The 23,784-nt window shown below is 67.5% G+C and carries 21 protein-coding genes; 15 read left to right on the top strand and 6 right to left on the bottom strand.

What is annotated here, in order from left to right:
• Positions 1-132 precede the first annotated feature (132 nt).
• The 4 genes from BLT03_RS04530 (at position 133) to BLT03_RS04515 (ending at position 8,138) form a co-directional block, all read left to right on the top strand.
• Positions 133-6,105 carry an alpha-2-macroglobulin family protein gene (locus BLT03_RS04530; RefSeq protein WP_092740721.1) on the top strand — a complete coding sequence of 1,991 codons (5,973 nt, stop codon included), beginning with the start codon at positions 133-135 and terminating at the stop codon, positions 6,103-6,105.
• A gap of 43 nt (positions 6,106-6,148) precedes the next feature.
• A complete protein-coding gene (locus BLT03_RS04525) occupies positions 6,149-6,586 on the top strand; it encodes a BPSL0067 family protein (RefSeq protein ID WP_092740719.1) in 438 nt (145 codons plus the stop codon).
• Positions 6,573-6,920, top strand: coding sequence for an STY0301 family protein (locus tag BLT03_RS04520; protein ID WP_092740717.1), 348 nt, complete (start codon positions 6,573-6,575; stop codon positions 6,918-6,920). Before BLT03_RS04525 ends, BLT03_RS04520 begins: the two co-directional genes overlap by 14 nt.
• Positions 6,921-7,184: 264 nt before the next feature.
• A complete protein-coding gene (locus BLT03_RS04515) occupies positions 7,185-8,138 on the top strand; it encodes a TRAP transporter substrate-binding protein (protein WP_175537672.1) in 954 nt (317 codons plus the stop codon).
• Between the two features lie 106 nt (positions 8,139-8,244).
• On the opposite strand, the gene BLT03_RS04510 is transcribed toward BLT03_RS04515, so the two are convergent.
• The gene (locus tag BLT03_RS04510; protein ID WP_092740715.1) at positions 8,245-8,655 is read right to left on the bottom strand and encodes a hypothetical protein; all 411 of its coding nucleotides are present in this window, start codon (positions 8,653-8,655) and stop codon (positions 8,245-8,247) included.
• Between the two features lie 106 nt (positions 8,656-8,761).
• Here BLT03_RS04510 and BLT03_RS04505 point away from each other — a divergent pair, with 106 nt between their 5' ends.
• Complete coding sequence (locus BLT03_RS04505; protein WP_092740713.1) at positions 8,762-9,667, top strand: LysR substrate-binding domain-containing protein; 906 nt, start codon at positions 8,762-8,764, stop codon at positions 9,665-9,667.
• A 116-nt stretch (positions 9,668-9,783) separates the two neighbouring features.
• On the opposite strand, the gene BLT03_RS04500 is transcribed toward BLT03_RS04505, so the two are convergent.
• Together BLT03_RS04500 and BLT03_RS04495 are read right to left on the bottom strand one after the other, a co-directional pair.
• The gene (locus tag BLT03_RS04500) at positions 9,784-10,188 is read right to left on the bottom strand and encodes a hypothetical protein (protein ID WP_092740711.1); all 405 of its coding nucleotides are present in this window, start codon (positions 10,186-10,188) and stop codon (positions 9,784-9,786) included.
• A gap of 49 nt (positions 10,189-10,237) precedes the next feature.
• On the bottom strand, positions 10,238-10,417 hold the full coding sequence (locus BLT03_RS04495; RefSeq protein WP_092740709.1) for a hypothetical protein: 180 nt from the start codon (positions 10,415-10,417) through the stop codon (positions 10,238-10,240).
• Positions 10,418-10,637: 220 nt separating this feature from the next.
• Between BLT03_RS04495 and BLT03_RS04490 the strand changes: the two genes are divergently transcribed.
• Together BLT03_RS04490 and BLT03_RS04485 are read left to right on the top strand one after the other, a co-directional pair.
• Positions 10,638-10,979, top strand: a complete 342-nt coding sequence (locus BLT03_RS04490; RefSeq protein ID WP_092740707.1) for a hypothetical protein — start codon at positions 10,638-10,640, stop codon at positions 10,977-10,979.
• A gap of 285 nt (positions 10,980-11,264) precedes the next feature.
• A complete protein-coding gene (locus BLT03_RS04485) occupies positions 11,265-11,753 on the top strand; it encodes a nuclear transport factor 2 family protein (protein ID WP_092740705.1) in 489 nt (162 codons plus the stop codon).
• A gap of 45 nt (positions 11,754-11,798) precedes the next feature.
• Here the strand turns inward: BLT03_RS04485 and BLT03_RS04480 are convergent, their stop codons facing one another.
• Complete coding sequence (locus BLT03_RS04480; RefSeq protein ID WP_217640139.1) at positions 11,799-12,293, bottom strand: T6SS effector amidase Tae4 family protein; 495 nt, start codon at positions 12,291-12,293, stop codon at positions 11,799-11,801.
• Entirely contained in the window at positions 12,290-12,661 is a 372-nt protein-coding gene (locus BLT03_RS04475; protein WP_092740703.1) for a Rap1a/Tai family immunity protein, read from the bottom strand. The genes BLT03_RS04480 and BLT03_RS04475 overlap by 4 nt, the downstream gene beginning before the upstream one ends.
• A gap of 590 nt (positions 12,662-13,251) precedes the next feature.
• Between BLT03_RS04475 and pbpC the strand changes: the two genes are divergently transcribed.
• The 3 genes from pbpC to BLT03_RS04460 all read left to right on the top strand — a co-directional run bounded on the left by pbpC (position 13,252) and on the right by BLT03_RS04460 (position 17,952).
• Positions 13,252-15,651 carry a penicillin-binding protein 1C gene (gene pbpC, locus BLT03_RS04470; RefSeq protein WP_175537671.1) on the top strand — a complete coding sequence of 800 codons (2,400 nt, stop codon included), beginning with the start codon at positions 13,252-13,254 and terminating at the stop codon, positions 15,649-15,651.
• 94 nt (positions 15,652-15,745) lie between these two features.
• Positions 15,746-16,609, top strand: coding sequence for a DMT family transporter (locus tag BLT03_RS04465; protein WP_092740701.1), 864 nt, complete (start codon positions 15,746-15,748; stop codon positions 16,607-16,609).
• Positions 16,610-16,791: 182 nt separating this feature from the next.
• Positions 16,792-17,952: an alpha-hydroxy acid oxidase gene (locus BLT03_RS04460; RefSeq protein WP_092740699.1), complete on the top strand. Its 1,161-nt coding sequence runs from the start codon at positions 16,792-16,794 to the stop codon at positions 17,950-17,952.
• Positions 17,953-18,049: 97 nt separating this feature from the next.
• Here the strand turns inward: BLT03_RS04460 and BLT03_RS24410 are convergent, their stop codons facing one another.
• Positions 18,050-18,226 (bottom strand): hypothetical protein, encoded by a 177-nt coding sequence (locus tag BLT03_RS24410; protein WP_175537659.1) that lies wholly within the window; start codon positions 18,224-18,226, stop codon positions 18,050-18,052.
• Between the two features lie 187 nt (positions 18,227-18,413).
• Here BLT03_RS24410 and BLT03_RS04455 point away from each other — a divergent pair, with 187 nt between their 5' ends.
• The 5 genes from BLT03_RS04455 to BLT03_RS04435 all read left to right on the top strand — a co-directional run bounded on the left by BLT03_RS04455 (position 18,414) and on the right by BLT03_RS04435 (position 23,681).
• The gene (locus BLT03_RS04455; RefSeq protein WP_092740697.1) at positions 18,414-18,989 is read left to right on the top strand and encodes a sigma-70 family RNA polymerase sigma factor; all 576 of its coding nucleotides are present in this window, start codon (positions 18,414-18,416) and stop codon (positions 18,987-18,989) included.
• A gap of 9 nt (positions 18,990-18,998) precedes the next feature.
• Entirely contained in the window at positions 18,999-19,811 is an 813-nt protein-coding gene (locus BLT03_RS04450) for an anti-sigma factor (protein ID WP_092740695.1), read from the top strand.
• Positions 19,812-19,970: 159 nt separating this feature from the next.
• Positions 19,971-20,870: a DUF3034 family protein gene (locus BLT03_RS04445; RefSeq protein ID WP_434802329.1), complete on the top strand. Its 900-nt coding sequence runs from the start codon at positions 19,971-19,973 to the stop codon at positions 20,868-20,870.
• Positions 20,871-20,913: 43 nt separating this feature from the next.
• Entirely contained in the window at positions 20,914-21,474 is a 561-nt protein-coding gene (locus tag BLT03_RS04440) for a group I truncated hemoglobin (RefSeq protein ID WP_245711240.1), read from the top strand.
• A 260-nt stretch (positions 21,475-21,734) separates the two neighbouring features.
• Positions 21,735-23,681, top strand: a complete 1,947-nt coding sequence (locus tag BLT03_RS04435; protein ID WP_092740691.1) for a methyl-accepting chemotaxis protein — start codon at positions 21,735-21,737, stop codon at positions 23,679-23,681.
• Positions 23,682-23,784: the final 103 nt, after the last annotated feature.

The following is a 23,784-nucleotide window of genomic DNA, read 5'->3' as shown; positions in this document are numbered from 1 at the left end:
GATGGGTTCGGGGCATGTAGGCCATTTACAACTGCGTCACCCCGCTGGTGGTTCGGACCCTGCCGATGGGCTACGCTGCCGGTCCGAGAGGAAGACGGCCCAGCCGGGCCCGTCCATATTCCGTTCAAACCAATGACAACAGCAATTTCTTTCCGCGCCGTGGCGTTCGCTGCGGTGATGTGCGCCGCTGCGCAGGCGCACGCTCTTTCGATCATCAGTTTCTCGCCCCAGGGCGAGGTATCCCGCGTGCGGCAGGCGGTGGCCAAGTTCGACGGCCCTGCGGTCAACTTCGGCGACCCCAAGGCACCGGCGCCGCTCACCGTGAGCTGCGCCGACGCGGAGGCCGGGCAGGGCACGGGCCGCTGGACCAGCGACCGCGAATGGGTTTACGACTTCAAGGGCGACCTGCCGCCCGGCGTGCGCTGCACCGCGCAGGTGAAGGCAGGGTTCAAATCGGCCTCCGGCGCAGAACTGGCGGGCGCGAAAAGCTATCAATTCAATAGCGGCGGACCGTATGTGCAGAGCATTCGCCCCGGCACCTACCAGTCCATCGACGAAGAGCAGTTCTTCATGCTGCAGCTCAATGGCCCGGCCACGGTGGCCAGCCTGCAGGCCAACACCTGGTGCGTGGCGGACGGCGTGGGCGAGCGCATTCCGGTCCGCCTCATCGAAGGCCCCCAGCGCGAGGCTCTGCTGGCCTCCCAAGGGCTGGACAAGACCGCGGCCAAGGAGCCGCTGAAGTTCGTCACGCTGGCGTGCAACCGGCGGCTCACCTCCGGCGGGCGCGTGCAGATCGTGTTCGGCAAAGGCGTCGCCACCCCGAGCGGCGTGGCCAACACCGTGGAAAAGCGCTACGAGTACAAGGTGCGCGAGCCCTTCGCGGCCGATTTCCGCTGCGAACGCGAGAACGCCCAGTCGGCCTGCCTGCCGATCCGCCCCATGTTCCTGTCGTTCAACGCCCCCGTGCCGCGCAAGCTGGCCGAAGCGGTGCGGCTGAAATCCGACAAGGAAACGCTCAAGCCCCGCATCGAGGGCGAAGGCGACGGCGACACGGTGGTGAACGGCTTGCGCTTCGATCCACCCTTCACGGCGCAAACGGCGTTCACCGTGCAACTGCCCAAGGATTTCAAGGACGCTTCCGGCCGCACCCTGCGCAACGCCGATAGCTTTCCGCTCAAGGTGGGCACGGGCGCGATGCCGCCGCTGGCCAAGTTCGCCGCGTCGCCGTTCGGCGTGGTCGAGCGCTATGCCGAAGGCCCCAAGGAGCCCGCGATGCTGCCGGTGACGCTTCGCAACGTCGAGGCAGCGCTCAAGGTGCAGGGCCTGGAAGCCGGCGCCGCCAGCGCGCAGCAATCCAAGGTGAGCACCATGCAGCCGAGCAGCGACGCCGAGATCATCGCGTGGTTCCACAAGGTGCGCCGCTATGACGGCTACCTGGTGAGCCGCAAGGATGCGCGCCGCGAGGTGAAGGGCCCGCTGCCCGCTTCGTTGGAAAACGACGACGGCGACTACGTGCAGTCGCGCATGGTGTCGCTGCTGTCCGGCCAGAGCGGTGTCAAGACGCTGGATTTGCCCAAGCCCGTCAACAACGACCCCCGGCCGTTCGAGGTGGTGGGCATTCCGCTGCCCACCGGCTTTCACGTGGTCGAGATCGCTTCGCCCCTGCTGGGCAAGTCGCTGCTGGATGAGCGCCACGGCGAGGGCCGCACCATGTACGTGCGCACTTCGGCCCTGGTGACCAACCTGGGCGTGCACTTCAAGCTGGGCCGCGAGAATTCCGCCGCGTGGGTGACCACGCTGGACAAGGGCCAGGTGGTGGCAGGCGCCAAGGTGCGCGTGTCCGACTGCAACGGGCGCGAACTGGCCACGGGCACCACCGATGCGCAGGGCGTGGCCCAGTTCAACGGCCTGTCGCCCGAGCCGCCGATCTGCCAAGGCGAATACGGTGGCGGCCAGGCGTATTTCGTCAGCGCGCGCGCCCCGGGCGCCGACGGCTCGCAGGACATGGCTTTCACCTGGAGCGACTGGCAGCGCGGCATCGAGCCCTGGCGCTTCAATCTGCCCACCAGTTCCGATCCCCGGCCCGACGAGCGCGCCCATACCGTGTTCGACCGCACGCTGCTGCGCGCCGGCGAAACGGTATCGATGAAGCACCTGATCCGCACCGAGAACCGCAAGGGCTTCGGCATTCCCGACCAGCAACCCGACACGCTGGTGATCACCCACGTGGGCAGCGGCCAGCAGTACACCCAGAGCCTGACTTGGCGCAAGACCGCCACCGGCGGCCTGAGCGCGGAGAACACCTTTGCCGTGCCGCCGGCCGCCAAGCTCGGCGTCTATCAGGTGCAGCTGCAGGGTGGTGCGCCCGATCGCAGCAGCTTCGAGTCCGGCCAGTTCCGGGTGGAAGAGTTCCGCCTGCCAGTGCTGGAAGGCCGCATCACGCCCACGGAAAAGAAGCCGCTGGTGCGCGTGCGCTCGGTGCCCACCGATGTGCAGGTGAACTACGTCTCCGGCGGCGGCGCCGCCAATCTGCCGGTGCGGGTGTCGGCGCTGGTGCGGGGCAAGTCCCCCCAGTGGAGCGATTTCGACGCCTTCAGCTTCACGCCGCCCAGCCAGCGCCGCACGGGCACGCAGACGCAGAGCGACGACGAAGAGCCTGCCGCCGAGCAGGACGCCCGCGTGATCGCCGACAAGCTGCCGCTGACGCTCGATAAGAACGGCGCCGGCAAGCTCGCCATCGACAACGTTCCGCTGGCCCGCCAGCCGCAAGAGCTGCTGCTGGAGGCGACCTACGCCGACCCGAGCGGCGAAGTGCAGACGCTGCGCAGCACGCAGACCCTGTGGCCTGCCGCGGTGGTGGCCGGCATCAAGACCGAAGGATGGGTCTCGGCCTCGCAGAAGATCCGGTTCCAGGCACTGGCGCTGGGCATCGACGGCAAGGCGCAGGAGGGCGTGCCGCTGCAGGTGCAGGCCATCGCCCGCATCACGACCACCAGCCGCAAGCGCATGGTGGGCGGCTTCTACAGCTACGACAACAAGACCGAAACGAAAGACCTGGGCACCGTCTGCACCGGCAAGAGCGATTCGCGCGGCCTGCTGCTGTGCGAGACCAAGCTCGAAGAGGCGGGCGAGGTCGAGCTGGTGGCCACGGCGCGCGACAAGGACGGCAACACGGCCGATGCCGCGTCGTCCGTCTGGGTCACGCGCCAGGGCGAGCTGTGGTTCGGCGGCGAAGACCACGACCGCATCGATCTGCTGCCCGAAAAGAAGAGCTACCAGCCTGGCGAAACCGCCAAGCTGCAGGTCCGCATGCCGTTCCGCCATGCCACGGCCCTGGTCAGCGTGGAGCGCGAGGGCATCATCGACATGCGCGTGGTGCAGCTCAACGGGCAGGACCCGACCGTGCAGGTCAAGATCGAAGAGGGCTGGGGCCCCAACGTCTACGTGAGCGTGCTCGCCTTGCGCGGGCGGCTGCGCGAGGTGCCGTGGTACAGCTTCTTCACCTGGGGCTTCAAGGCACCGACCGAGTGGTGGAGCGCCTTCTGGTACGAGGGCAAGGAATACGTCGCGCCCACGGCGATGGTGGACTTGTCCAAACCCGCCTACCGCCTGGGCGTGGCCGAAATCCGCGTGGGCACGCAGGCCCACCAGATCCAGGTAAAGGTCGCGGCCGACAAGGAAAGCTACCCCGTGCGCGGCAAGGCGCAGGTCACCATCACCGCCACGCTGCCCGGCGGCAAGCCGGCTGCGGGCGCCGAGGTGGCGCTGGCCGCGGTGGATCAGGCCCTGCTGGAGCTGATGCCCAACAACAGCTGGAACCTGCTGGACGCCATGCTGCAGCGCCGTTCCTGGGGCGTGCAGACCTCCACTGCACAGATGGAAATCATCGGCCGGCGCCACTATGGCCGCAAGGCCGTGCCGGCGGGCGGCGGGGGCGGCCACAGTCAGGCGCGCGAGTTGCTTGAAACGCTGCTGCTGTGGCAGCCCTCCATTCAGCTCGACGCCAATGGCCAGGCCAAGGTGACCGTGCCGCTCAACGACGCGCTCACCACCTTCAAGATCGTGGCGGTGGCCGATGCCGGCACGGGCCTGTTCGGCACCGGCAGCACCAGCATTCGCGCCACGCAGGATCTGCAGATCATCAGCGGCCTGCCGCCGCTGGTGCGCGAGGACGATCAGTTCCGCGCCCAGGTCACGCTGCGCAACACCACCCAGGCCGCCATGAAGGTGGAGGTGGCCGCCCGCGCCACCCTGCTGCAGCTGGATAAGCAGACGGTGGACATTCCCGCCGGCGAATCCCGCGAAGTGGCGTGGACCGTGACGGCCCCGGCCCAGCTGGCGCAAACCCGCACCGAGGCCATCCTGTGGGAGATCGAGGCCCGCGACACGGCCGGCGCCAACGGAGCGCGCGATGCGCTCAAGGCCACGCAGCGGATCATTCCCGCCGTGCCGCTCACGGTGCAGCAGGCCACGCTGGTGCAGGTGGACGGCAGCTTCAACATCGACGTGAATCCGCCGGCCGATGCGCTGCCGGGCCGCGGCGGGCTGAAGATGTCGCTGCAGCCCAAACTGGCCGAGGGCCTGCCTGGCGTGCGCGACTGGTTCGCCAACTACCCCTTCGCCTGCCTGGAGCAAAAGACCAGCAAGTCGGTGGGCCTGCGCGACGGCAAACTCTGGCAGACCATGATGGCGCAGCTGCCCACTTACCTGGACGGCGACGGGCTGGCCAACTACTTCCCGCCCCAGGCCGGCAGCGCCAACCGGGGCAGCGACACGCTCACCGCGTACCTGCTCTCGGCCGCGCACGAGGCCTCGAGCCTGTACCCAGAGTTCGCCTTGCCCGATGAATCCCGGGCTGCGATGGAGCGCGGGCTGACCGCGTTCGTGGAAGGGCGCATCCAGCGCGAGTTCTGGAGCCCGCGCAAGGACCTGGACATGCGCAAGATCGCCGCCATCGAAGCGCTCTCGCGCTACGGCAAGGCCACGGGCCGCATGCTGGGCAGCGTCACCATCGCGCCGAACCAGTGGCCGACCCACACCGTGATCGACTGGCTGAACGTGCTCAAGCGCGTGAACGATGTGCCGCAGCGCGACCAGCGCCTGGCCGAGGCCACGCAGGTCTTGAAGGCCCGCCTGAGCTACCAGGGCACCAAGCTCATCTTCAGCACCGAGCGGGACGACTACTGGTGGTGGCTGATGCAGAACGGCGACGTCAACACCGCCCGCCTCATGCTCGCGGTGATGGACGACCCGGCCTGGAAGGACGACATGGGCCGCCTGGCGAACGGCTTCATCAGCCGCCAGCAAAACGGCGCATGGCACACCACCACCGCCAACCTGTGGGGCGGCCTGGCACTGGAGAAATTCAGCGCCAAGTTCGAAGCCACGCCCGTTGCCGGCACGACCCGCGCCGCCATGGGCGCCAACACCGCCAGCGTGGACTGGGCCAAGGTCGAACGCGTGAAGACGACCGATGCCACAGGCGCCGCGCACCAGACCACCTGGTTCGGCGCGCCCGCATCGCCCGGCAACTTCAAGAACAACGGCATGTTCCTGCCCTGGTCGTCCACGGGCGGCAAGGAAAACCTGGCGGTCACCCACCAGGGAACGGGCAAGCCGTGGCTCACGCTGCAGTCGGTCGCGGCCGTCCAGCTCAAGGCGCCGTTCGCGGCCGGCTACGCCATCAAGAAGACCATCACGCCGGTGGAGCAAGCCGTGCCCGGCAAGTACACCCGCGGCGACGTGCTGCGCGTGACGCTGGAGGTGAACGCCAGCGCCGACATGACCTGGGTCGCGCTGACCGACCCGATCCCTGGCGGCGCCACCATCCTCGGCAGCGGCCTGGGCCGCGATTCCGAGATCGCGACCCAGGGCGAAAAGCGCGAAGGCAGCGGCTGGCCCGCCTTTGAAGAGCGCAGCTTCGAGGCGTACCGCAGCTACTACGAGTACCTGCCGAAAGGAACGATCAAGGCGGAGTACACCGTGCGGCTGAACAACGTGGGCGACTTCGCACTCCCTCCGAGCCGCGTGGAAGCCATGTACGCGCCCGAGATGTTCGGCGAAACGCCGAACGCCCGGGTGAAGGTGGAAGCGGCAGCCCGCTGACCGCTGACTGCAGCGATTCCTTTATTTCTCACGAACGGGTTTCATGGCTTATATCTCTGCGAACTACGCGAAAAATGCGGATGCGCCCGTCGGCAAGTGGACATGCGCTCCGACCTCGTCGAAAGAGCCTTTCGAAACGGCGCCGTCGGGCAGCGACACCAAAGGCACGGAGCTTTGTGGCCAATGCGTTTCCTATGTGAAGCGTGTTTGCCCGACTCTTCCTTCCACTGGCGCCTGGAAGAAAGGCGCGGCCGTGAAGGGCAACACCAAGTTGATGCCGGGTACCGTCATCGCGACCTTTGATGCCAGTGGCAACTACCACGGGCACGCTGCGATCTACGTCGGTCAGAGCCCGGCGGGCATCAGCGTGTACGACCAGTACGTCACGCCTCCGAGCCCCAAGGCCATTGGCCCCCGGACACTGCGTTGGGGCGCCCATGGGAATTCGAACAATGGAGACAAGTTCTATGTGGTTGACTAGGCCCCTGCTGGCTCTCCTTATCGCCGTGGCTTCCGGCTGCGGCGGAGTGACCGTCCAGGCGGCCGAGGTGTGCCCCGCGCAGCCTGGGCAACCTTTGCGGAGCGTGGATGTCTTCGACGGCCCGGTCGAGGACCTTGCGACCTTGGTTCCCGACAGCGCCAAGGAGCGCGTCGGCCACTGGCAACTGGGCTATGTGTACGCCGCTGGCCGGAGCGTGAACCTGCGCTGCCATTACGCCGATGGGCGCACGGTCGATGTCCCGCTGCCCAAGAAGGTGGAGCGTTGCGATTACCGCATCGACGCGACAAAGACGCTCACGCTGAACTGCAAGTGAAGGCCGCCGCCTGAGCGGCCCCACGGCTATCACATCCCGCACCGCTCGCCAATTGGGGTGGATGGCGGGCTGTGGTTTGGCCGTCGCATCGCCAGCGCGAACCGCTTGCTACGGCTGAGCACCCCTCGGAGAATGCGCAGGCCATGCCAGCGCGCCCCAGTACCGTGTTTCACGCGCGGGGGGCGGTGGCGGCGGAGCAGAATTTTTCAAACACTTCGGGGAGAGCGGATGCGCAAGATGATTTTTCCGGTGCTGGCATCGGTGATGGCGATTGGGACGGCGATGGGGGTGGCGGCACCGGCATGGGCACAGACCCCGCTTCGGGCCTGGAACACCCACCCGGACGGCTATCCGGTCACCGAAGCCATGAAAAGCTTCATCAGCGAAGTCGAGGCATCCACCAAGGGCCGCTATTCCATCAAGCTCTTTTCCGATGCCGTGCTGGGCGACCAGGTCAAGGCGGTGACCATGCTCAAGGCCGGCGAGATCGACGTCGCCGAGTTCAATCTGGGGCCGCTGGCCGAGGCAGCACCGGGCCTGCAGGCCTTCAATCTGCCTTTTCTGTTCACCGATGCCTCGCACATGTTCCGCTACCTCGATGGCAGCATGGGCGAGCGCCTGTCCGAGAAGCTCAAGGCCTCCGGCTTCGTCGTGCTGGGCTGGTACAACGGTGGCTCGCGCTCGTTCTACTGCGCCAACAAGCCCATCGCCCGGCGCGAAGACCTCAACGGGCAACGGGTCCGCGTGCAGCAGTCGGACACGTACATCGAAATGGTCAAGCTGCTCGGCGCCACGCCGGTCGTCGTTCCGTACAAGGAAGTGCTGGAAGGCTTTCGCAGCGGCACCATCGATTGCGCGGAGGGCAACCTCGTTTCGTACGAATCGACCGGGCACTACAAGGTCGCCAAGTACATGCTGCTGGACCAGCACATGATCTCGCCCGAGGCATTGGTGGTGTCCACCAAGCTGTGGAACCAGCTGAGCGCCGAGGACAAGCAGGCGTTTCAAAAAGCGGGCAAGGAATCCGCCGTGCTGATGCGCAGCCTGTGGGAAAAGCGCGTGGTCTCGGCCCGGGCCAATGTCGCGAAGGAGGGCGTGCAGTTCGTGACCGTGTCGGACTTCTCGCCCTATGTGCGCCGCATGGCGCCGCTGTACAAAAAATACACGGACAACCCCGAGGTGCGCGGCGATCTGCTCACCATCATCTCCAACCAGTGAAAGCGATACGTCCCTGAGCGCATGCGCCCAGGAACGTACGGGTTCCACTCAACGCGTCTTCAGGCGATGCCGCAATGCCTGAATGTCGTTATGCCGCGATGCCGCGTTACCGGGCCACCGTGGCCTGCGGCAAGCCGGGTTCGCTGCGGCGGCGTTTGAAGAACGCGATCAACAGATGGGCGCCAACGGCCAGCGCCAGGATGACCAGCGTGCCCAGTCCCCAGATGGCCCAGGCCAGCACCGTGGCGGTTCCGGCCAGGGCCGGCATGGCGTCCAGTGCCCCCTGAACGATGGGGCCGGTGGAGGCGATCATGGCGCCGAACTCCCGGGCCAGTTCGGGCGGTATCCAGCCCCTGACCCAATCCGGCAACAGGGCCACGTTCGCGGCCGAAGCGCCGCCTGTCAAAGCCCCTGCACTCGTCACGGCCCAGACCGTCAACGCATGCAGGCCCCAGCAGGTCAGCGACCACAAGCCCAGCACCATGAACGAGAGAAACCAACTGATTGCGTAGAACATCGATGTCATCCTTTCAAAATAACAAGTCCAGTATGGTCAAGGTGGCTCTTCATGGACACCAGGTTCAGCCGAACTTAGTATTCGGTTTTCTCGAACAGGCGACTGCATGTTGAACTACCGGCACCTTTACTATTTCTGGATGGTCACGAAGGAGGGCGGCTTCGCCCGCGCGGCGGATCGCCTGGAAATGGCGGTACAGACCATCAGCGCGCAGGTTCGCGACCTGGAGAAGGCGCTGGGCCATCAGCTGCTAAAGCCCTCGGGCCGCGGCATGGTGCTGACCGAGGCGGGCCAAGCCGCCTATGCGCGGGCCGAGGAAATCTTCCAGCTGGGGCAGGGCATTGCCGAAGAAGTGCGAGAGGCCGCCAGCGCCAAGGTCGCGCGGTTGACGGTGGGACTCTCCGACGGCATCTCCAAGCTGGCGGCGCATGCATTGCTGGAGCCGGTGCTGGCAACGCCGCACCTGCGGCTCGTGTGTCACGAGGGCGAGTTCGACCAGCTGCTGTCGGAGCTGGCCCTGCACCAACTCGACGTGGTGCTGGCCGGGCAGGCAGCACCCCGAAACCCCAACCAGCGCCTGACCAGCGAGCGGATCGCCCGATCTTCCGTGCAATGGTACGGCCCGGCCTCGCTCGTCAGAAAGCCGGCGCGAGACCGGTTCCCGGAATCGCTGCAAGATCTTCCCGTGCTGCTGCCGACGTTCCACTCGCCGCTGCGATCCACGCTGGACCATTGGTTTCAGGACATCGGCGTGCGCCCTCGGATCGTGGGCGAGTTCGAAGACAGCGCCCTGCTGGCGGTGTTTGCGGCCCGTGGGCTCGGCGTGTTTCCCGTCAGCCAACTGGGCGCGCAGGACGTCGGACTGGTGCGCGGCCTGCGCCTGCTGGGCGACTGCCCCGACATCAGCGAGGAAGTGCATGCGATCTGGTCGCGCCGCGGCCAGCATCACCCGCTGGTGCGGCAACTGGTGGATTCGGCACGTGACGGCAAAGGCGCGGCACGGGCGGAATGAGTAAGGGTTGAGGGCAGAGGGGGCGAGGGGATCAATACCCCCGACCTCGCGGCGCAGGGCGCCAATGGCCCTGCCTTTTCGTTCTGGCGCGGTGCGCAACGTTGATCAGCCATGCCTCAGTGCTGCGTTGGCAATTCGCTGGCCCGCCACTGTTTCAGTGCCGATGCCATGATCCACGCCTCCGCTGCCGCCACATGGCGGTCTGCCGTTGCTGCGGTGTCGGCGAAGTGCAGCACCCGGTTCTGCAACTCCGTATCGGTCACCTCTGCCAGCAGCGCGGACAGGGTGGCCTGGTCGATGCCGCCGGTCAGCAAGCGGCGCTCGCGCGCACCCATTAGCAGGTCTTCGCAGAGCGAGTGCAGCACCCCGGCGAAATCGCCGGGCGCCAGGCCGAGTTCACGTTCGACGTGGAGGCCGTCGAGGGCCTCCATTTCCGAGCGGCTCACGTGGCCGTCCGAGATCAGCAGCAGGGCGACGATCCGGGCCGCCGCTTCCGGGCTGTTGGTAGGGTAGCTGCGCATCTTGTTTCTTTCGTTGGTTTGCGGTTTTTTTTGGAAGGTGCTGGAGGGGTCAGTCGCGGTGGCGGTTCCGGCGTGCGGGCTGTTCACGGCGGATGGCATCGATCCGCACTGGCACCAGTGCGGGTGACCGCAACGCCTGGCTGGCTTGCGCCACGGTCCAGCGCAGTTGCCGTCCGTTGTCGAGCAGAGCGGTGACGAGCGAGGCAGCAAGGGAAGACAGTGTTTTCATGGAATGCGTTCCTTTTGTGGTTGAGCCTCGAATGTGGGGCCATGGCGGCAAGGTCAGAAGCAGGATTTATCTGATCCATACATCGGCTGGGCCGAACCTGCGGTCTGCTCAAGCCGCTGCTGGACGCAGCAGGTTTAACGGAGGCTCTCAGCAGAAAAAATCTGCTGGGCCATGCACAGGCCACGGGCTAAGGTGCGGGTTCAAACCAAGGAGAACGCTGATGCAGATCTTTTTCAAATCCCGCCATCCCGAAGCAGCCTTGATGCGCGAAACCGTCGATCGCCGGGTGCGATTCGTCCTTCGGCGCCTGAGCGAGCAGGTGCCCCGCGCCGACGTTCAACTCGTCGATGTGAACGGCCCCCGTGGCGGGGTGGACAAGCGCTGCCAGATCGAACTGCGCACCGATGGCGCAGGCCCGGTGGTGGTGTCGTCGGTGGCCAAGGACTGGCGCACAGCGCTCGACGGCGCACTGGCGCGTGCGGCCCGCCATGTGTTGCGCGTGTGGCGCCGTGCCGCCACGGTCCGCAGGCCGCGCCGACGCATGCTCGACATCGAATCCTGAAGCTGCTTCGGTCGGTCGGTCGGTCAGACAGGCAGGCAGGCAGGCAGGCAGGCAGGCAGGCAGGCAGGCAGGCAGGCAGGCAGGCAGGCAGTGCTGCCGGGCCGGGTGACCGGCGGCGCTGCATTGTGGTGATGCGCCTACCTCGCAAAAGCCTGTTTTTTTCTCGCGTTGAGCAAATTTGAGGATTGAAACATCGGCTCACCACAAACATTGATGCACCTCCCTGAACGTGGCTGCACAGGGCTATAAATCGCCCGGTGTTCATCGATTTTCAAAGGGGGGGTTATGAAGAAACTGTTCGCGCAATGCGTTCTTGCGGTGGCCGTCATCCTGCCGGTGGCGGCCCATGCCCAGGTGCCCGTGGTGGAGCAGCCGGACCATGAGCAATTGCTCAAGAGCTACGACTGGCGGCTGGCGTGGAACAAGCGGCTGGTCTACAACTTCTGGCGCGAGGTGTTCGAAGCAGGCCACATGGACCTGGCACCCAAGTACATGGCGGAGGACTACATCCAGCACAACCCCACGGTGGCCACAGGGCGGGCGGCGTTCATCGAATTCTTCTCGCAGTTCGTGCCACCCCAGCCGATCGAGCCGCGCGTGAAGGCACCGCTGGTCGCCATCACGGCCGAGGGCGACAAGGTGATCCTGAGCTTCGTTCGGGAGATGACGGACCCGCAGGACCCGACCAAGAAGTACACGACGACTTGGTTCGACATGTTCCGCATCGAGAACGGCAAGATCGCCGAGCACTGGGACCCCGCCACCAAGAACTGATGCTGACGCTGCCGCTACCGGCAGCACGGCCCGCACCGCCGTGCGTCAGTCCAGCGGCCAGAACCAGATTTCCTTGGAGTCGAAGTAGCAGGCCGAGCTGCAGACGGACGCCGCGTTGGTGGACTCCACCAGATCGATGTGGCCGCCGCTGTAGCTGGCCATCTTCCAGAAGAAGATCACGCCGCGCTTGCCCTGGATTTTTGCCTGCACGTTGTCGGCCGTGAGGATCTGCGGATAGCCCAGCACGCCGCGCTGCATGAGCTGATCGGCCAGCAGCTTGGCGCCCGACTCCACGAACCGGCCTTTGAGCGGGCCTTCCTTGATCTTCAAGCGGCCCGTGATGCCGGTGCCCGATTTCAGCAGCGCCAGGCTCATGCGGACCGCGCAGGTGTTTTCATAGCCCGCGTTCTGCCGCTTCAACTGGTCCATGTCGTAGCCGATTTCGCGGTACACGCTGGCGCCATCCAGAAAGCGGGTTGGCTGCATGCGGTCGGAAGAATAGTGGTTGGACTTGAGGTTCTCGAAGATGGGCTTGGTCAACGCGGGCTCCGGCAGGGGAATTGCTTCGACAGGATGGCGACCAGGGTTTCGGAGGCGCGCTGCTGCAGGGCAGGGCCATCGACCTTCTTCAGCTCGGTGAACAAGCGCTCATCGATCGTGATGGTCTTGAGCGTGGGGTAGTCGCACCATGCGCGCCCCTCGGTGGCGTCGAGCACGCCCGTGAGATACAGCTCGGCCTGCTGCCGCACCTGCGGCGACTGGCTGACGTAGGCCTGCCGAAAATCCTCCGTCGTGATCTGCGTGTTGTTGATCATCGCGTTCTGCGTGGTGGGCAGCGGGGCCGACAGGCGCGGCTTCATGTCCTGGGCGAACGCGGCGCTGCCAGTCAGGCAGGCGGTGGTGGCCATGGCGGCGGCCAGGAAGCGGGGTGCGAAAAAGCAAGGCAAGGCAGTGGCCTTTCGATGGAGTGGTGCGCAGGCGCGCGGCGTGCGCCGCCATGGCGCAAGGGCACAGGGGCGCATGAATGGCCCGGGAGCGCAGCGCAGGCTGCGGCCCGGATCATGGCGAGCGAGAAAGCGGGAAGTCCCCTGGGGCATGGCACCAAGGCCCGCCGGAGAGGACCCGCCAGCTAGCTCCGTGACCAATGCCGGAGCGAAGTGGCGTTGCGCCAAAGGTTACACGAGGGTGCGGTGCGATCGGCGAAAGTCCCCAGGGTCCGTGCAGGTCCTCCGGCAGTGCGCGGCGATGCCTGCGCGAGAATCGGAAGGGCCCGCCCTGCGTCTGCAATCCGGGGTGCGGCCATCCCGGTGCAATGCCGGGTGAAAGGTGGCGCCGGTAGGGGCGACAATCCCCGGTCGCCGCCGGTCTTGCGGGCCGGCCTCCGCTTTCATTTTTCGACCCATCCCTTCTTCCCATGGCCCTGGACTTTCTCGCGGCAGTGCGCAGCATCGCCACCTCGCGGCGCCATGCGCTTTGCCGGCGCGAGGTCTCCTCCGGTATGGGCACCGCCGCTGTTCGCCACGGCGTAGCCGCGGTGGCCGTGGCCCGGGCGCTGTTCGCGCTGGCCCTGGCCGGCATCGCCGCCCCGGCCGCGTGGGCCTTGCCCACCTTCAATGAAGTGCGCGCGGACTACCGCCCCTCCGACACACTGGTGCTCTCGCGCGAGGGCGAGGTGCTGCAACGCCTGCGCACCGACGCCACGGTGCGGCGCGGCCAATGGGTGCCGCTGGCCGAGGTGTCGCCCGCGCTGCGCACGGCGCTGGTGCTCAGCGAGGACAAGCGGTTTTACGAGCACAGCGGCGTGGACTGGCGCGCGGTTTCGGCGGCTGCCTGGGGCAACCTGTGGAACCAGCGCACGCGGGGCGCGAGCACGCTCACCATGCAGTTGGCCGGGCTGCTCGACGGCGACTGGCGCCAGGGGCCGGGCGGGCGCACCGTCGTGCAAAAGCTCGGCCAGACCGTGGCGGCCCAGGTGCTGGAGCGGCGCTGGCGCAAGGACCAGGTGCTGGAGGCTTACCTGAACCTGGTGCCGTTCCGCGGCGAGATCGTGGGCATCGACGCACTCTCGCGCACGCTGTTCGGCAAGGCCGCGCACGGCCTGGACGAGCGCGAAGCCGCCGTGGCCGCCGCGCTGGTCCGCGCGCCGAACGCCCGGCCTGCGGTGGTGGCGCAGCGGGCCTGCGGCGTGCTGCGCGAAATGCAAAAGCCCGTGGTGCCATCGTGCGACGCGCTCGACCTGTTCACCACCGCCGCGCTGCAGCGCCGTGCATTCGACGGGACCGATGGCGTGGCGCCGCACTTCGCGCGCTATCTGCTGCGCCAAGCCGACCAGCCGGCCCCATCGCCCGGCGCAGCCCCGGCCGAAGAAGCGCCCCGGCGCCGCGAGCGTGTCGCCTCCACCCTGAGCGCGCCGCTGCAGCGCTTTGCGGTACAGACGCTGCACCAGCACCTGCGCGAACTGCGCGGGCGCAATGTGGAAGACGGGGCGGTCGTGGTGCTGGACAACGCCACCGGCGAGGTGCTGGCGTGGGTCGGGTCGTCCGGCATGCTCAGCCAGGCGGGCGAGGTCGATGGCGTGCTGGCCCTGCGCCAGCCCGGCTCCACGCTCAAGCCGTTTCTGTATGCCCAGGCGTTTGCCGAGCAGCGGCTCACGGCGGCTTCGCTCGTCGAAGATTCGAGCGCCCACATCCCGACCGCCAGCGGCCTGTATATCCCGCAGAACTACGACCGCCAGTTCAAGGGCTGGGTGTCCGCGCGCACGGCGCTGGCCGCGTCGCTCAACGTGCCGGCGGTGCGCACGCTGGTGATGGTGTCGCCCGATGCGTTCTTTCGGCAGTTGCGCGCCTTGGGCCTGCCGCTGCGCGAGACCGGCGACTATTTCGGCTACAGCCTGGCGCTCGGCAGTGCCGAGGTGCCGCTGCTGCAGCTGACCAATGCCTACCGCGCGCTGGCCAACGGCGGGCGATACGGGCCCGTGGCCGTGGCGCCGGCTACGGCAGCGAGTAGCGCGGCGAGGGCGCCCGTGCGGGCCACCGCTGCAGCCCCCATGGCTGCGCCCACGGTGGCTGTATCGACCGGCACGCCCACCATCGACCCGCGTGCCGCCTTCCTGGTGGGCGACATCCTGTCCGACGGCAACGCCCGCGCACGCACCTTCGGCACCGACAGCGTGCTGGCCACCCGCTTCTGGACCGCCGTGAAAACCGGCACCAGCAAGGACATGCGCGACAACTGGGCGATGGGCTGGTCGCGCCGCTACACCGTGGGTGTGTGGGTGGGCAACGCCAGCGGCGCCCCCATGCACGACGTGAGCGGCACCAGCGGCGCCGCGCCCATCTGGGCCGAGATCATGGGCTGGCTGCACCGCTCCGGCGCGGGCGCGCGCAGCAACCCGCCCGCGCCGCCCGCCGGCATGCTGCAGGCCGCCGTGCGTTTCGGCCCCGAGCCCGGTGGCACCCGCCTGCTCGAAAGCGCGCGGCAGGAGTGGTTCATCGCCGGCACGCAACAACCCATTTTTGCGATCGATAACGTAGCTGATCAGCCAATCAAGACGGCGGCAGCACGGCAAAATCGTCCCAACCCGGTGCGCCCCGTGCCGGCAGCGCCCGATGACGGCCTGCAGGCGCCCAGCGCACGCATCCTGGCCCCGGCGCCCGGCACCATCGTGGCGCTGGACCCCGACATTCCGCCCGACCGCCAGCGCCTGCAGTTCGCGGCGACGCCTTCCGAGGTGCGTGCCGACCTGCGCTGGCGCATCGATGGCCGCGTGCAGGGCCGGGGCGTGCAATGGGCATGGCTGCCCTGGCCCGGGCGGCACCGGGTGGAACTGGTGGATGCGGGCGGGCAGGTGCTCGATACGATCAGCCTCGAAGTGCGGGGCGCAGGACTGAAAAAATGAAACGATGCTTCGCGCGCGGTGCCCACATCGCGCTCCCCTCCGGCCGTGGCGCGCAGCGCCGTCAGACGTTGACTGCCGCTCCCCGGAGCGCCACATGACCGCCATCGCGCCGCTGCTCTTCGTAGTGATCTGGTCCACCGGCTTTCTCGTGGGCCGGGGCGTTTCCGCGCACGCCGATCCGTTCTGGTTCCTGGCGGCACGCTTCGTCGGCGTGGCGGTGCTGTTTGGCGCCGCGGCGCTCTGGGCGCGCGTGGAATGGCCGCGCGGGCCGCGGCGCATCGCCCTGCACCTGATTGCGGGCGCGCTCATGAGCGGGCTGTACGTGGGGCCGAGCTGGTGGGCCATGGCGCAGGGTCTGCCCTCGGGCGTGATGGCACTCATCGGGGCGCTGCAGCCGCTGTTCACGGCGCTCATCGCCGTCACGCTGCTGCGCGGCCGGCTGGGGCCTGGCACCTGGGCGGGCCTGGCGCTGGGCTTCAGCGGCGTGGCGATGGTGCTGTGGCCGCGCCTGGCTGTCAGTGCCGGGGCGGCGGGCCTGTCGCTGCCCGTGCTGCTGGCCGCGGCGGGCAGCATTCTGGCGCTGACCGTGGGCTCGATGGTGCAGAAGTCGCCGCTGGCGGCGGGCGACCTGCGCAGCGCCAGTGCGGTGCAGAACGTGGGCGCCATCGCGGTGCTGGTGCTGATGGCACTGATGTTCGGCGAACCGCGCTGGGACGGCTCGCCCCTGTTGTGGGGCTACCTGGCCTACGCGGTGCTGGTGCTGTCCATCGGCGGCGCCACGCTGCTGATCTGGCTCATGCGCCACGGCGAGGCCACGCGCACCGCCGCGCTGGTGCTGGCCGTGCCGCCGCTGTCGGCGATGCAGGCGTGGTTCATCTTCGGCGAGACGCTCACCGGGCTGCAGATCGTGGGCTTCGTGGTCGCCATCCTGGGCGTGGCGCTGGCGCGAAGGCGGTAGGGGGGCGATAGGGGCGGGGCCGCTCGCGCCACCCCGCCGCGGGGCGCCGGCCGTCAAAAATTCTCAACCCCCGGGGAAAAGTCTTCAGCCCCGGCCGGGAGGGCTGCCGCTACGATGCCCGAGCGCCGCATTCCCTTCGTAGCAGGGGCGCGGCTTTCAGAAAAAAACCAGGAGCATTCCCCTTGGCCGACCTCTCCAAAATCACCTGCATCGAAGACCTGCGCGTCATCGCCAAGCGCCGCGTGCCGCGCATGTTCTACGACTACGCCGACTCGGGCTCGTACACCGAAAGCACCTACCGCGCCAACAGCGAAGATTTCCAGCGCATCAAGCTGCGCCAGCGCGTGGCGGTCAACATGGAAGGCCGCACCACGCGCACGCTGATGGTCGGGCAAGAGGTCGCCATGCCGGTGGCCATCGCGCCCACGGGGCTCACGGGCATGCAGCATGCCGATGGCGAAATTCTCGGCGCGCGCGCGGCCAAGGCGTTCGGCGTGCCGTTCACGCTGTCCACCATGAGCATCTGCTCGCTGGAGGACGTATCGAAGCACGCCGGGCCGGGCTTCTGGTTCCAGGTGTACGTGATGCGCGACCGTGACTTCATCGAACGCCTGATCGACCGCGCCAAGGCAGCCGGCGTGTCGGCGCTGCAGCTCACGCTGGATTTGCAGATCCTCGGCCAGCGCCACAAGGACATCAAGAACGGCCTGTCCACCCCGCCGAAACCCACCGTGGCCAACCTGCTCAACCTGGCCACCAAGCCGCGCTGGTGCCTGGGCATGCTGGGCACGCAGCGGCGCAGCTTCGGCAACATCGTGGGGCATGCCAAGGGCGTGGGCGACCTGTCGTCGCTGTCGTCGTGGACGGCCGAGCAGTTCGATCCGCAGCTCAACTGGCGCGACGTGGAGTGGATCAAGAAACGCTGGGGCGGCAAGCTGATCCTGAAGGGCATCATGGACGCCGAAGATGCCCGCCTGGCCGTGGCCAGCGGCGCCGATGCGCTCATCGTCAGCAACCATGGCGGGCGCCAGCTCGACGGCGCGCCCTCGTCGATCCATGCGCTGCCGGCCATCGTGGAAGCGGTCGGCAAGGACATCGAGGTGTGGATGGACGGCGGCATCCGCGGCGGGCAGGACGTGCTGAAAGCCTGGGCGCTGGGCGCGCGCGGCACGCTGATCGGGCGCAGCTTTCTGTACGGCCTGGGGGCTTTCGGTGAAGCGGGCGTGACCCGCGCGCTGCAAATCATCCAGAAGGAGCTGGACGTCACCATGGCCTTTTGCGGCCACACCGACATCCACCGCGTGGACCGGTCGATCCTGCTGCCTGGCACCTATCCCGTATAGGGTTCAAGCAGAAAAGGGCTCCAGCGCATATTCCCCTAGGGAGTATTGCTACTAATTTGGTAGCAAATCATGTGCCCTGAAAACCCCGTGTCTCCGGTCAGCCGGCGATGGCCTGTATCGCCGCGCCCGCGGGTGGCAGCTCTTGCGCCACCGCGCTCTTGCCCGCGTAGAACGCGCCGACCGCGAGCACCAACACACTGGCGGTGAAGGCGATGCGGCGCTTCATGGAACGCGGGTCGCTGAAGGGAAGGGCCTTGGCTCGGGTGTCTCGCATGCTGTCTCCTGGTGGGTAGGAAAAAGAAGGCTGCAAAAGGCTGCGCTCTGCAGTCGTCTGTCATACGCGGGCATCGGCCAGTTGGATGCAGAGCCCTTGCCTGTGTGAGGGCTTTGTATCCGCCAGCCCACACCTGCCGTACTACCGGGCATGGCTGACCCTGTACTTTTTCTCACACAATGCGTGCATGAGCACCTCCCTGACGGATACCCAACTGATGGCCCTCATTGACCAAGTCGCGGGGCGTGACGATGCCGCCCTCAAGCGTCTGTACGACCACACGTCGTCGCGCCTTTTCGGGGTCGCTCTGCGCGTGCTCCGAAACCGCGAATGGGCGGAGGACGTGCTGCAGGAGGCGTATCTCACCATCTGGCGCGTGGCGGGCAGCTACCGCGAAACGCTGAGCCCGCCGATGGCTTGGATGGGGCTCATCGTGCGCAGCCGGGCGCTGGATTTTCTGCGCCGCCGCACCGCCGACCGGGCCCAGCTCACGCAGGAGTTCGACGACGAGCTGGCGCAGACGCTGCAGGCCGACGTGCCTTCGCCGGCCGACATCGCCCAGGCGAGCGAGCAGGCCACCGCGCTGCACCAGTGTCTGGGCCGGCTGGAGCACCGCCACCGCGAAGTGGTCAGCCTGGCGTATCTGCGCGACCTGAGCCATGGCGAACTGGCCGAGCAATTGCGGCTGCCGCTGGGCACCGTGAAGACCTGGATCCGCCGGGGCCTGGGCCAGTTGCGCGAATGCCTGTCGCGCTATGCATGAGGTGAACCCGTGAATCTTTCCAAAACCCCTGAACTCCTCGACCGCCTGGCCGCCGCCTATGCCCTGGGCACGCTGCGCGGCGGTGCGCGCCGCCGCTTCGAAACGCTGGCCCGAGAGCATGCCGGCGTGCGTGCGGCCGCGCTGGTGTGGCAATCGCGCTGGTCCGGCCTGACCGAACTGCAGGCCGAGCAAGCGCCGCCGCCCGAGGTGTGGGTGCGCATTCACAACCTGGTGCAGGCCGAGAAGCAGCGCGAAGCCATGCGGGCCGCGCGCCAGGGCGCCGTGCCGGCGCAGACCGATGGAGCCAACGGCGGAGCGGGCGGCTGGTTGCGCAGCGTGCTGCTGTGGCGCGGTGCCGCGGCCCTGGGCGCGCTGGCCACCGTGGCGGCCGTGGTGGTGGGCCTGAACACGCACCAGCGCCTGCGCACCGAAAGCGGCGCGCAGATTGCCCAATTGCGCCAGCAACTGGAAGCCACGCCGCAGGTGCGCTACGTGGCGGTGCTGGCCGATGCCAAGGCCGATCCGTCCATGCTCGTCACCTTCGATGCGCAGAAAAACGCGCTGGTGCTGCAGCGCGTGGGCGGTTTCCACGAAGGCAGCGACAAATCGCTGCAGCTGTGGGCGCTGCCGCCCGGCGGCGGGCCGCGCTCTCTCGGCGTGTTGGGCACGCAGGCGCTGTTGACGCTGAACACTCCGGAAAGCGCCGTGAAGAACGTGCCCACGCTGGCGGTCAGCCTGGAGCCGCAAGGCGGCGTGCCGGGTGACAAAGGCCCGACCGGACCGGTGCTGTTCAAGGGCGCTTTGATCGAACGCATGCTGTAGCGCGCTGCGGCCCATTTCTGACGGTGGAATCCCTGGCTTTCGCGCTGAACCGTTATCGGTAACACTGTGCTACAGCGCAGGCTGGCGCTGCCTTCCGACGGACCTTCCATGCACCTCAATCCTTGGTTCTCCGCGGTGGCCTGTACCACCGGGTTTTTCATGCTGGTGGCGGCCACGGGCTCTGCACGGGCCGAAACCGGCAAGCTGCTGCTGACGGGTGGCGTGAGCAACATCGCGGGTTCTGCCGGCGGCGGCCTCACCCCCTGGGCCGTGATCGGATCGAACGCCGCCGAGGGCGAGATCGGCATCAGCGCCTTCACCACCCGCACCCGCACCCGCGACTACGGGCTGACCAGCTACGGCGCCGCCCTGGGGTGGAACGAGCGGGTCGAAGTCTCGGTGGCGCGGCAAAATTTCGACGCCGCGCCAGCCGTCGCCCTGAACGGCGTGGCGGCCTTCGGCGTGGAGCCCGATCTGCACCTCAAGATGGATATCGTCGGCGTCAAGGTCCGCCTGCTGGGCGATGCGGTGCTCGATGCCGACAACGCCATGCCGCAAGTCGCGGTGGGCGTGGAGCACAAGCGGCTCGATCCCGCCTCGGCCGGCAAGGTCATCGAGTTTCTTGGCGCCGACACCAGCGGCACCGACCTCTACGTGACCGCCACCAAGCTGCTGCTGGACCGCAATCTGGTGCTGAGCGCCACGCTGCGCTACACCAACGCCAACCAGAACGGCCTGCTGGGATTCGGCGGCTCGGCACCCGGGCGCAGCCGCCGCAGCCTGCAGCCCGAGATTTCGGTGGCCTACCTGCTGCGGCGCGACCTGGCCATCGGCGCCGAATACCGCTTCAAGCCCAACAACCTGCAAGCCATCGGCGCCTCGGCCGGCCTGGGCGCCGCGCTGCGGGAGGACGACTGGCGCGATGTGTTCATTGCCTGGGCGCCCAACAAACACACGTCGATCACGCTGGCCTACGTCAACCTGGGCTTGATCGTGCCCGGCGTCACCGGCTACCGCCGCCAGACCGGCCTGTACCTCTCGCTGCAGGCGGCGTATTGACGTTCCGACCGTGAGCCCCGCCAGAAACAAGGAGGCGCCTGCCATGCCGATCCGAATCCACGCCATGCCGTCTTTCGCCGGGCTCGCCATCGCGCTTGCAGCCGCTGCCGCCATGGCCCAACCCGCCGTGGCGCCGCAGGCTCCACCGGCTCCGATGGGTGCTGCCGCCGCAGCCGCCCCGGCCCCTGCAAACCCCGCAGACCCGACCGGCGCCGTGGCCGCGGGCGCGGCAGGCAAGACCGCGCCGGAGGGCCTGTACGACGCGCTGGGCGGCAAGCCCGGCATTGCCCGAATCATGAATGGCTTGGTGGACCGGGCGTTCAAGGACGCGCGCATCGGCCATCTGTTCAAAGAAACCAAGCCCCAGGCGCTGAAAGACAGCCTGACCAACCAGATCTGCCTGCTGGCGGGTGGGCCCTGCCGCTACGAGGGGGCGGACATGAAAGCCGCGCACGCCGACACGGAAATCCGCAAGCGGGATTTCAACGTGCTGGTCGAGCTGCTGCAGGACTCCATGACCGAGCAGGGCGTCGCCTTCACCCAGCAAAGCCGCCTTCTGGCGCTGCTGGCCCCCATGCACCGGGACGTGATCACTGTGCGCTAGGGCTAAAAAAAACTGCATGTGCAACGCATGTAATGAATCCAAAAGTCAAATCTCTTCGTATCTAGGTGTATCTCCATGGCTGCTCTCCGCAGCCCAGCGGAGCTCTGCCGTACGCGCTTAGAATTCGCGCGCTTTTGTGGCTTATCCGCCAATCAAAAGCAAATGGGGCTGCCTTCCTACGACCCGCTGGTCGCAATCCCGTTCCAATTCGTTGCGTACAGAACATTACAAATGGTGACAAAAGACACCATATAGAAGCCATGACTTATTGGATCAACAACCTTCAGATTTCCCGCAAGTTCCTCCTGATCGGGGCACTTGCTTTCTTCATGTTCGCCATCCCGACCGCGATGGTGATCAACCTCAACTGGACCAACGTGCGCGTTCTCGAACGCGAAAACCTCGGCATCGCGCCTGCCCGTGAACTGCTCAAGCTGGTGCAGCTGACGCAGCAGCACCGTGGGCTGTCTGCCGCATTCCTGGGCGGCGATGCCTCCCTGGACGCCCCCCGCCGCGCCAAGCAGGCCGAGGTCGATGCCGCCATCGCGCGCGCCCAGGCCGCTGCTGCGCCGCTGGCAGACCGCACTCTTTCTTCCGCGCTGGACAAGGCCGCCAGCGACTGGCGTGAACTCGCCTCCGGCGTGGGCGGCAAGGCCATCACCGGCGGCCAGAGCAACCTGCGCCATGCCGCGCTGGTGGCCAGCGAACTGGACCTGATCGACGACGTGGCCAACAGCTCCGGCATCTCGCTGGATGCGGATGCCAGCAGCTACTACCTGCAGCGCGCCGCGCTCATCCACCTGCCGCAACTCACCGAAGCACTGGGCCAGATGCGGGCGCGGGGTGCCCTGGTGCTGGCACGGGGCGATGCTTCACCCGAGGAGCGGGTGCGCATCGAAACCCTGGCCGACCGGGCCAGGCAGTACCACGGCGATGCCCGCAAGACGCTGGTGCTGGCCTCGGGCGGCAACCTGCCACCGCAAGTGGAAACCGCGCGCAAAGCCGCACTGGCCGCGGCCGACGAAGGCTTCAAGCTGGCCGATGAAAACATCGTCAAGGCCACCGCGCTGTCGATGCCGGCCCCGCAGTGGGTCGCGCAGATGACCCGCATCATCGACGCCCAATTCGCGCTGGTGACCGCCTCGTTCGATGTGCTCAACGACACGCTCGGCCAGCGCACGCAGGCGCTGCGCCGCGACATGATGGTGCTGTCCGCCGCCGTGGCCCTGCTGGCGGCGCTGGCCGCCTGGGTGATGTGGGTCATCACCCGCGCCACCACCCGTTCGGTGGCCGCCGCCGTGCAACTGGCCGAAGCCGTGGCGCAGGGGGACCTGAGCACCCGCGTGCAAAGCCAGGGCCGCGATGAAATCGCCCGCCTGCTGCAGGCGCTCGGCACCATGAACGACCGCCTGAGCGACGTCGTGGGCTCGGTGCGCGGCAACGCGGAAAGCGTGGCCAACGCCAGCCTGCAGATCGCCCAAGGCAATGCCGACCTGAGCCAGCGCACCGAAGAGCAGGCCAGTTCGCTGGAAGAAACGGCAGCGTCCATGGAAGAGCTGGGCTCCACCGTGCAGCACAACGCGGACAGCGCCCGCGAAGCCAGCCAACTGGCGCGCAGCGCATCGGGTGTGGCCGTGCGTGGCGGCGAGGTCGTGGGCCAGGTCGTCGAGACCATGAAGGGCATCAACGGTAGCTCGCGCCGCATCGCCGACATCATCGGCGTGATCGACTCCATCGCTTTCCAGACCAACATCCTCGCGCTGAATGCCGCGGTGGAAGCCGCCCGGGCCGGCGAACAGGGCCGCGGCTTTGCCGTGGTGGCGAGCGAAGTCCGCTCGCTGGCCGGGCGCAGCGCCGAGGCCGCCAAGGAAATCAAGACCCTCATCAACGACAGCGTGGAGCGCGTCGAGCGCGGCTCGGCCCTGGTCGATGAAGCCGGCACCACCATGAGCGAGATCGTCGCCTCCATCCAGCGCGTGAGCGACATCGTGACGGAAATCAGCGCGGCCACTGCCGAGCAAAGCTCCGGCATCTCGCAGGTCGGCGAAGCGGTGAGCCAGATGGACCAGGTCACGCAGCAGAACGCCGCGCTGGTGGAGGAAAGCGCTGCGGCTGCACAAAGCCTCAAGGCCCAGGCGCAGCAACTGGTGGACACGGTGGCCGTGTTCCGCTTGAGCGGCGAACCCGGCGCATTGCGCCTGGCCTGAGCCTGAGCGGCCAGGGCTGCCCGCGCCCCAGCCATCCCTCGCGGCGCTTGCGCAAGCGGGGCAGGGCCGCGCGGGGCCATCCCATGCGGCGTGCACAGCAGCA

This window comes from Paracidovorax valerianellae (assembly GCF_900102625.1).
In the GTDB taxonomy this organism is placed as follows: domain Bacteria; phylum Pseudomonadota; class Gammaproteobacteria; order Burkholderiales; family Burkholderiaceae_C; genus Paracidovorax; species Paracidovorax valerianellae.
Note: the sequence above shows the minus strand (reverse complement) of the source record. Positions and strands in the feature narration are given on the sequence as shown.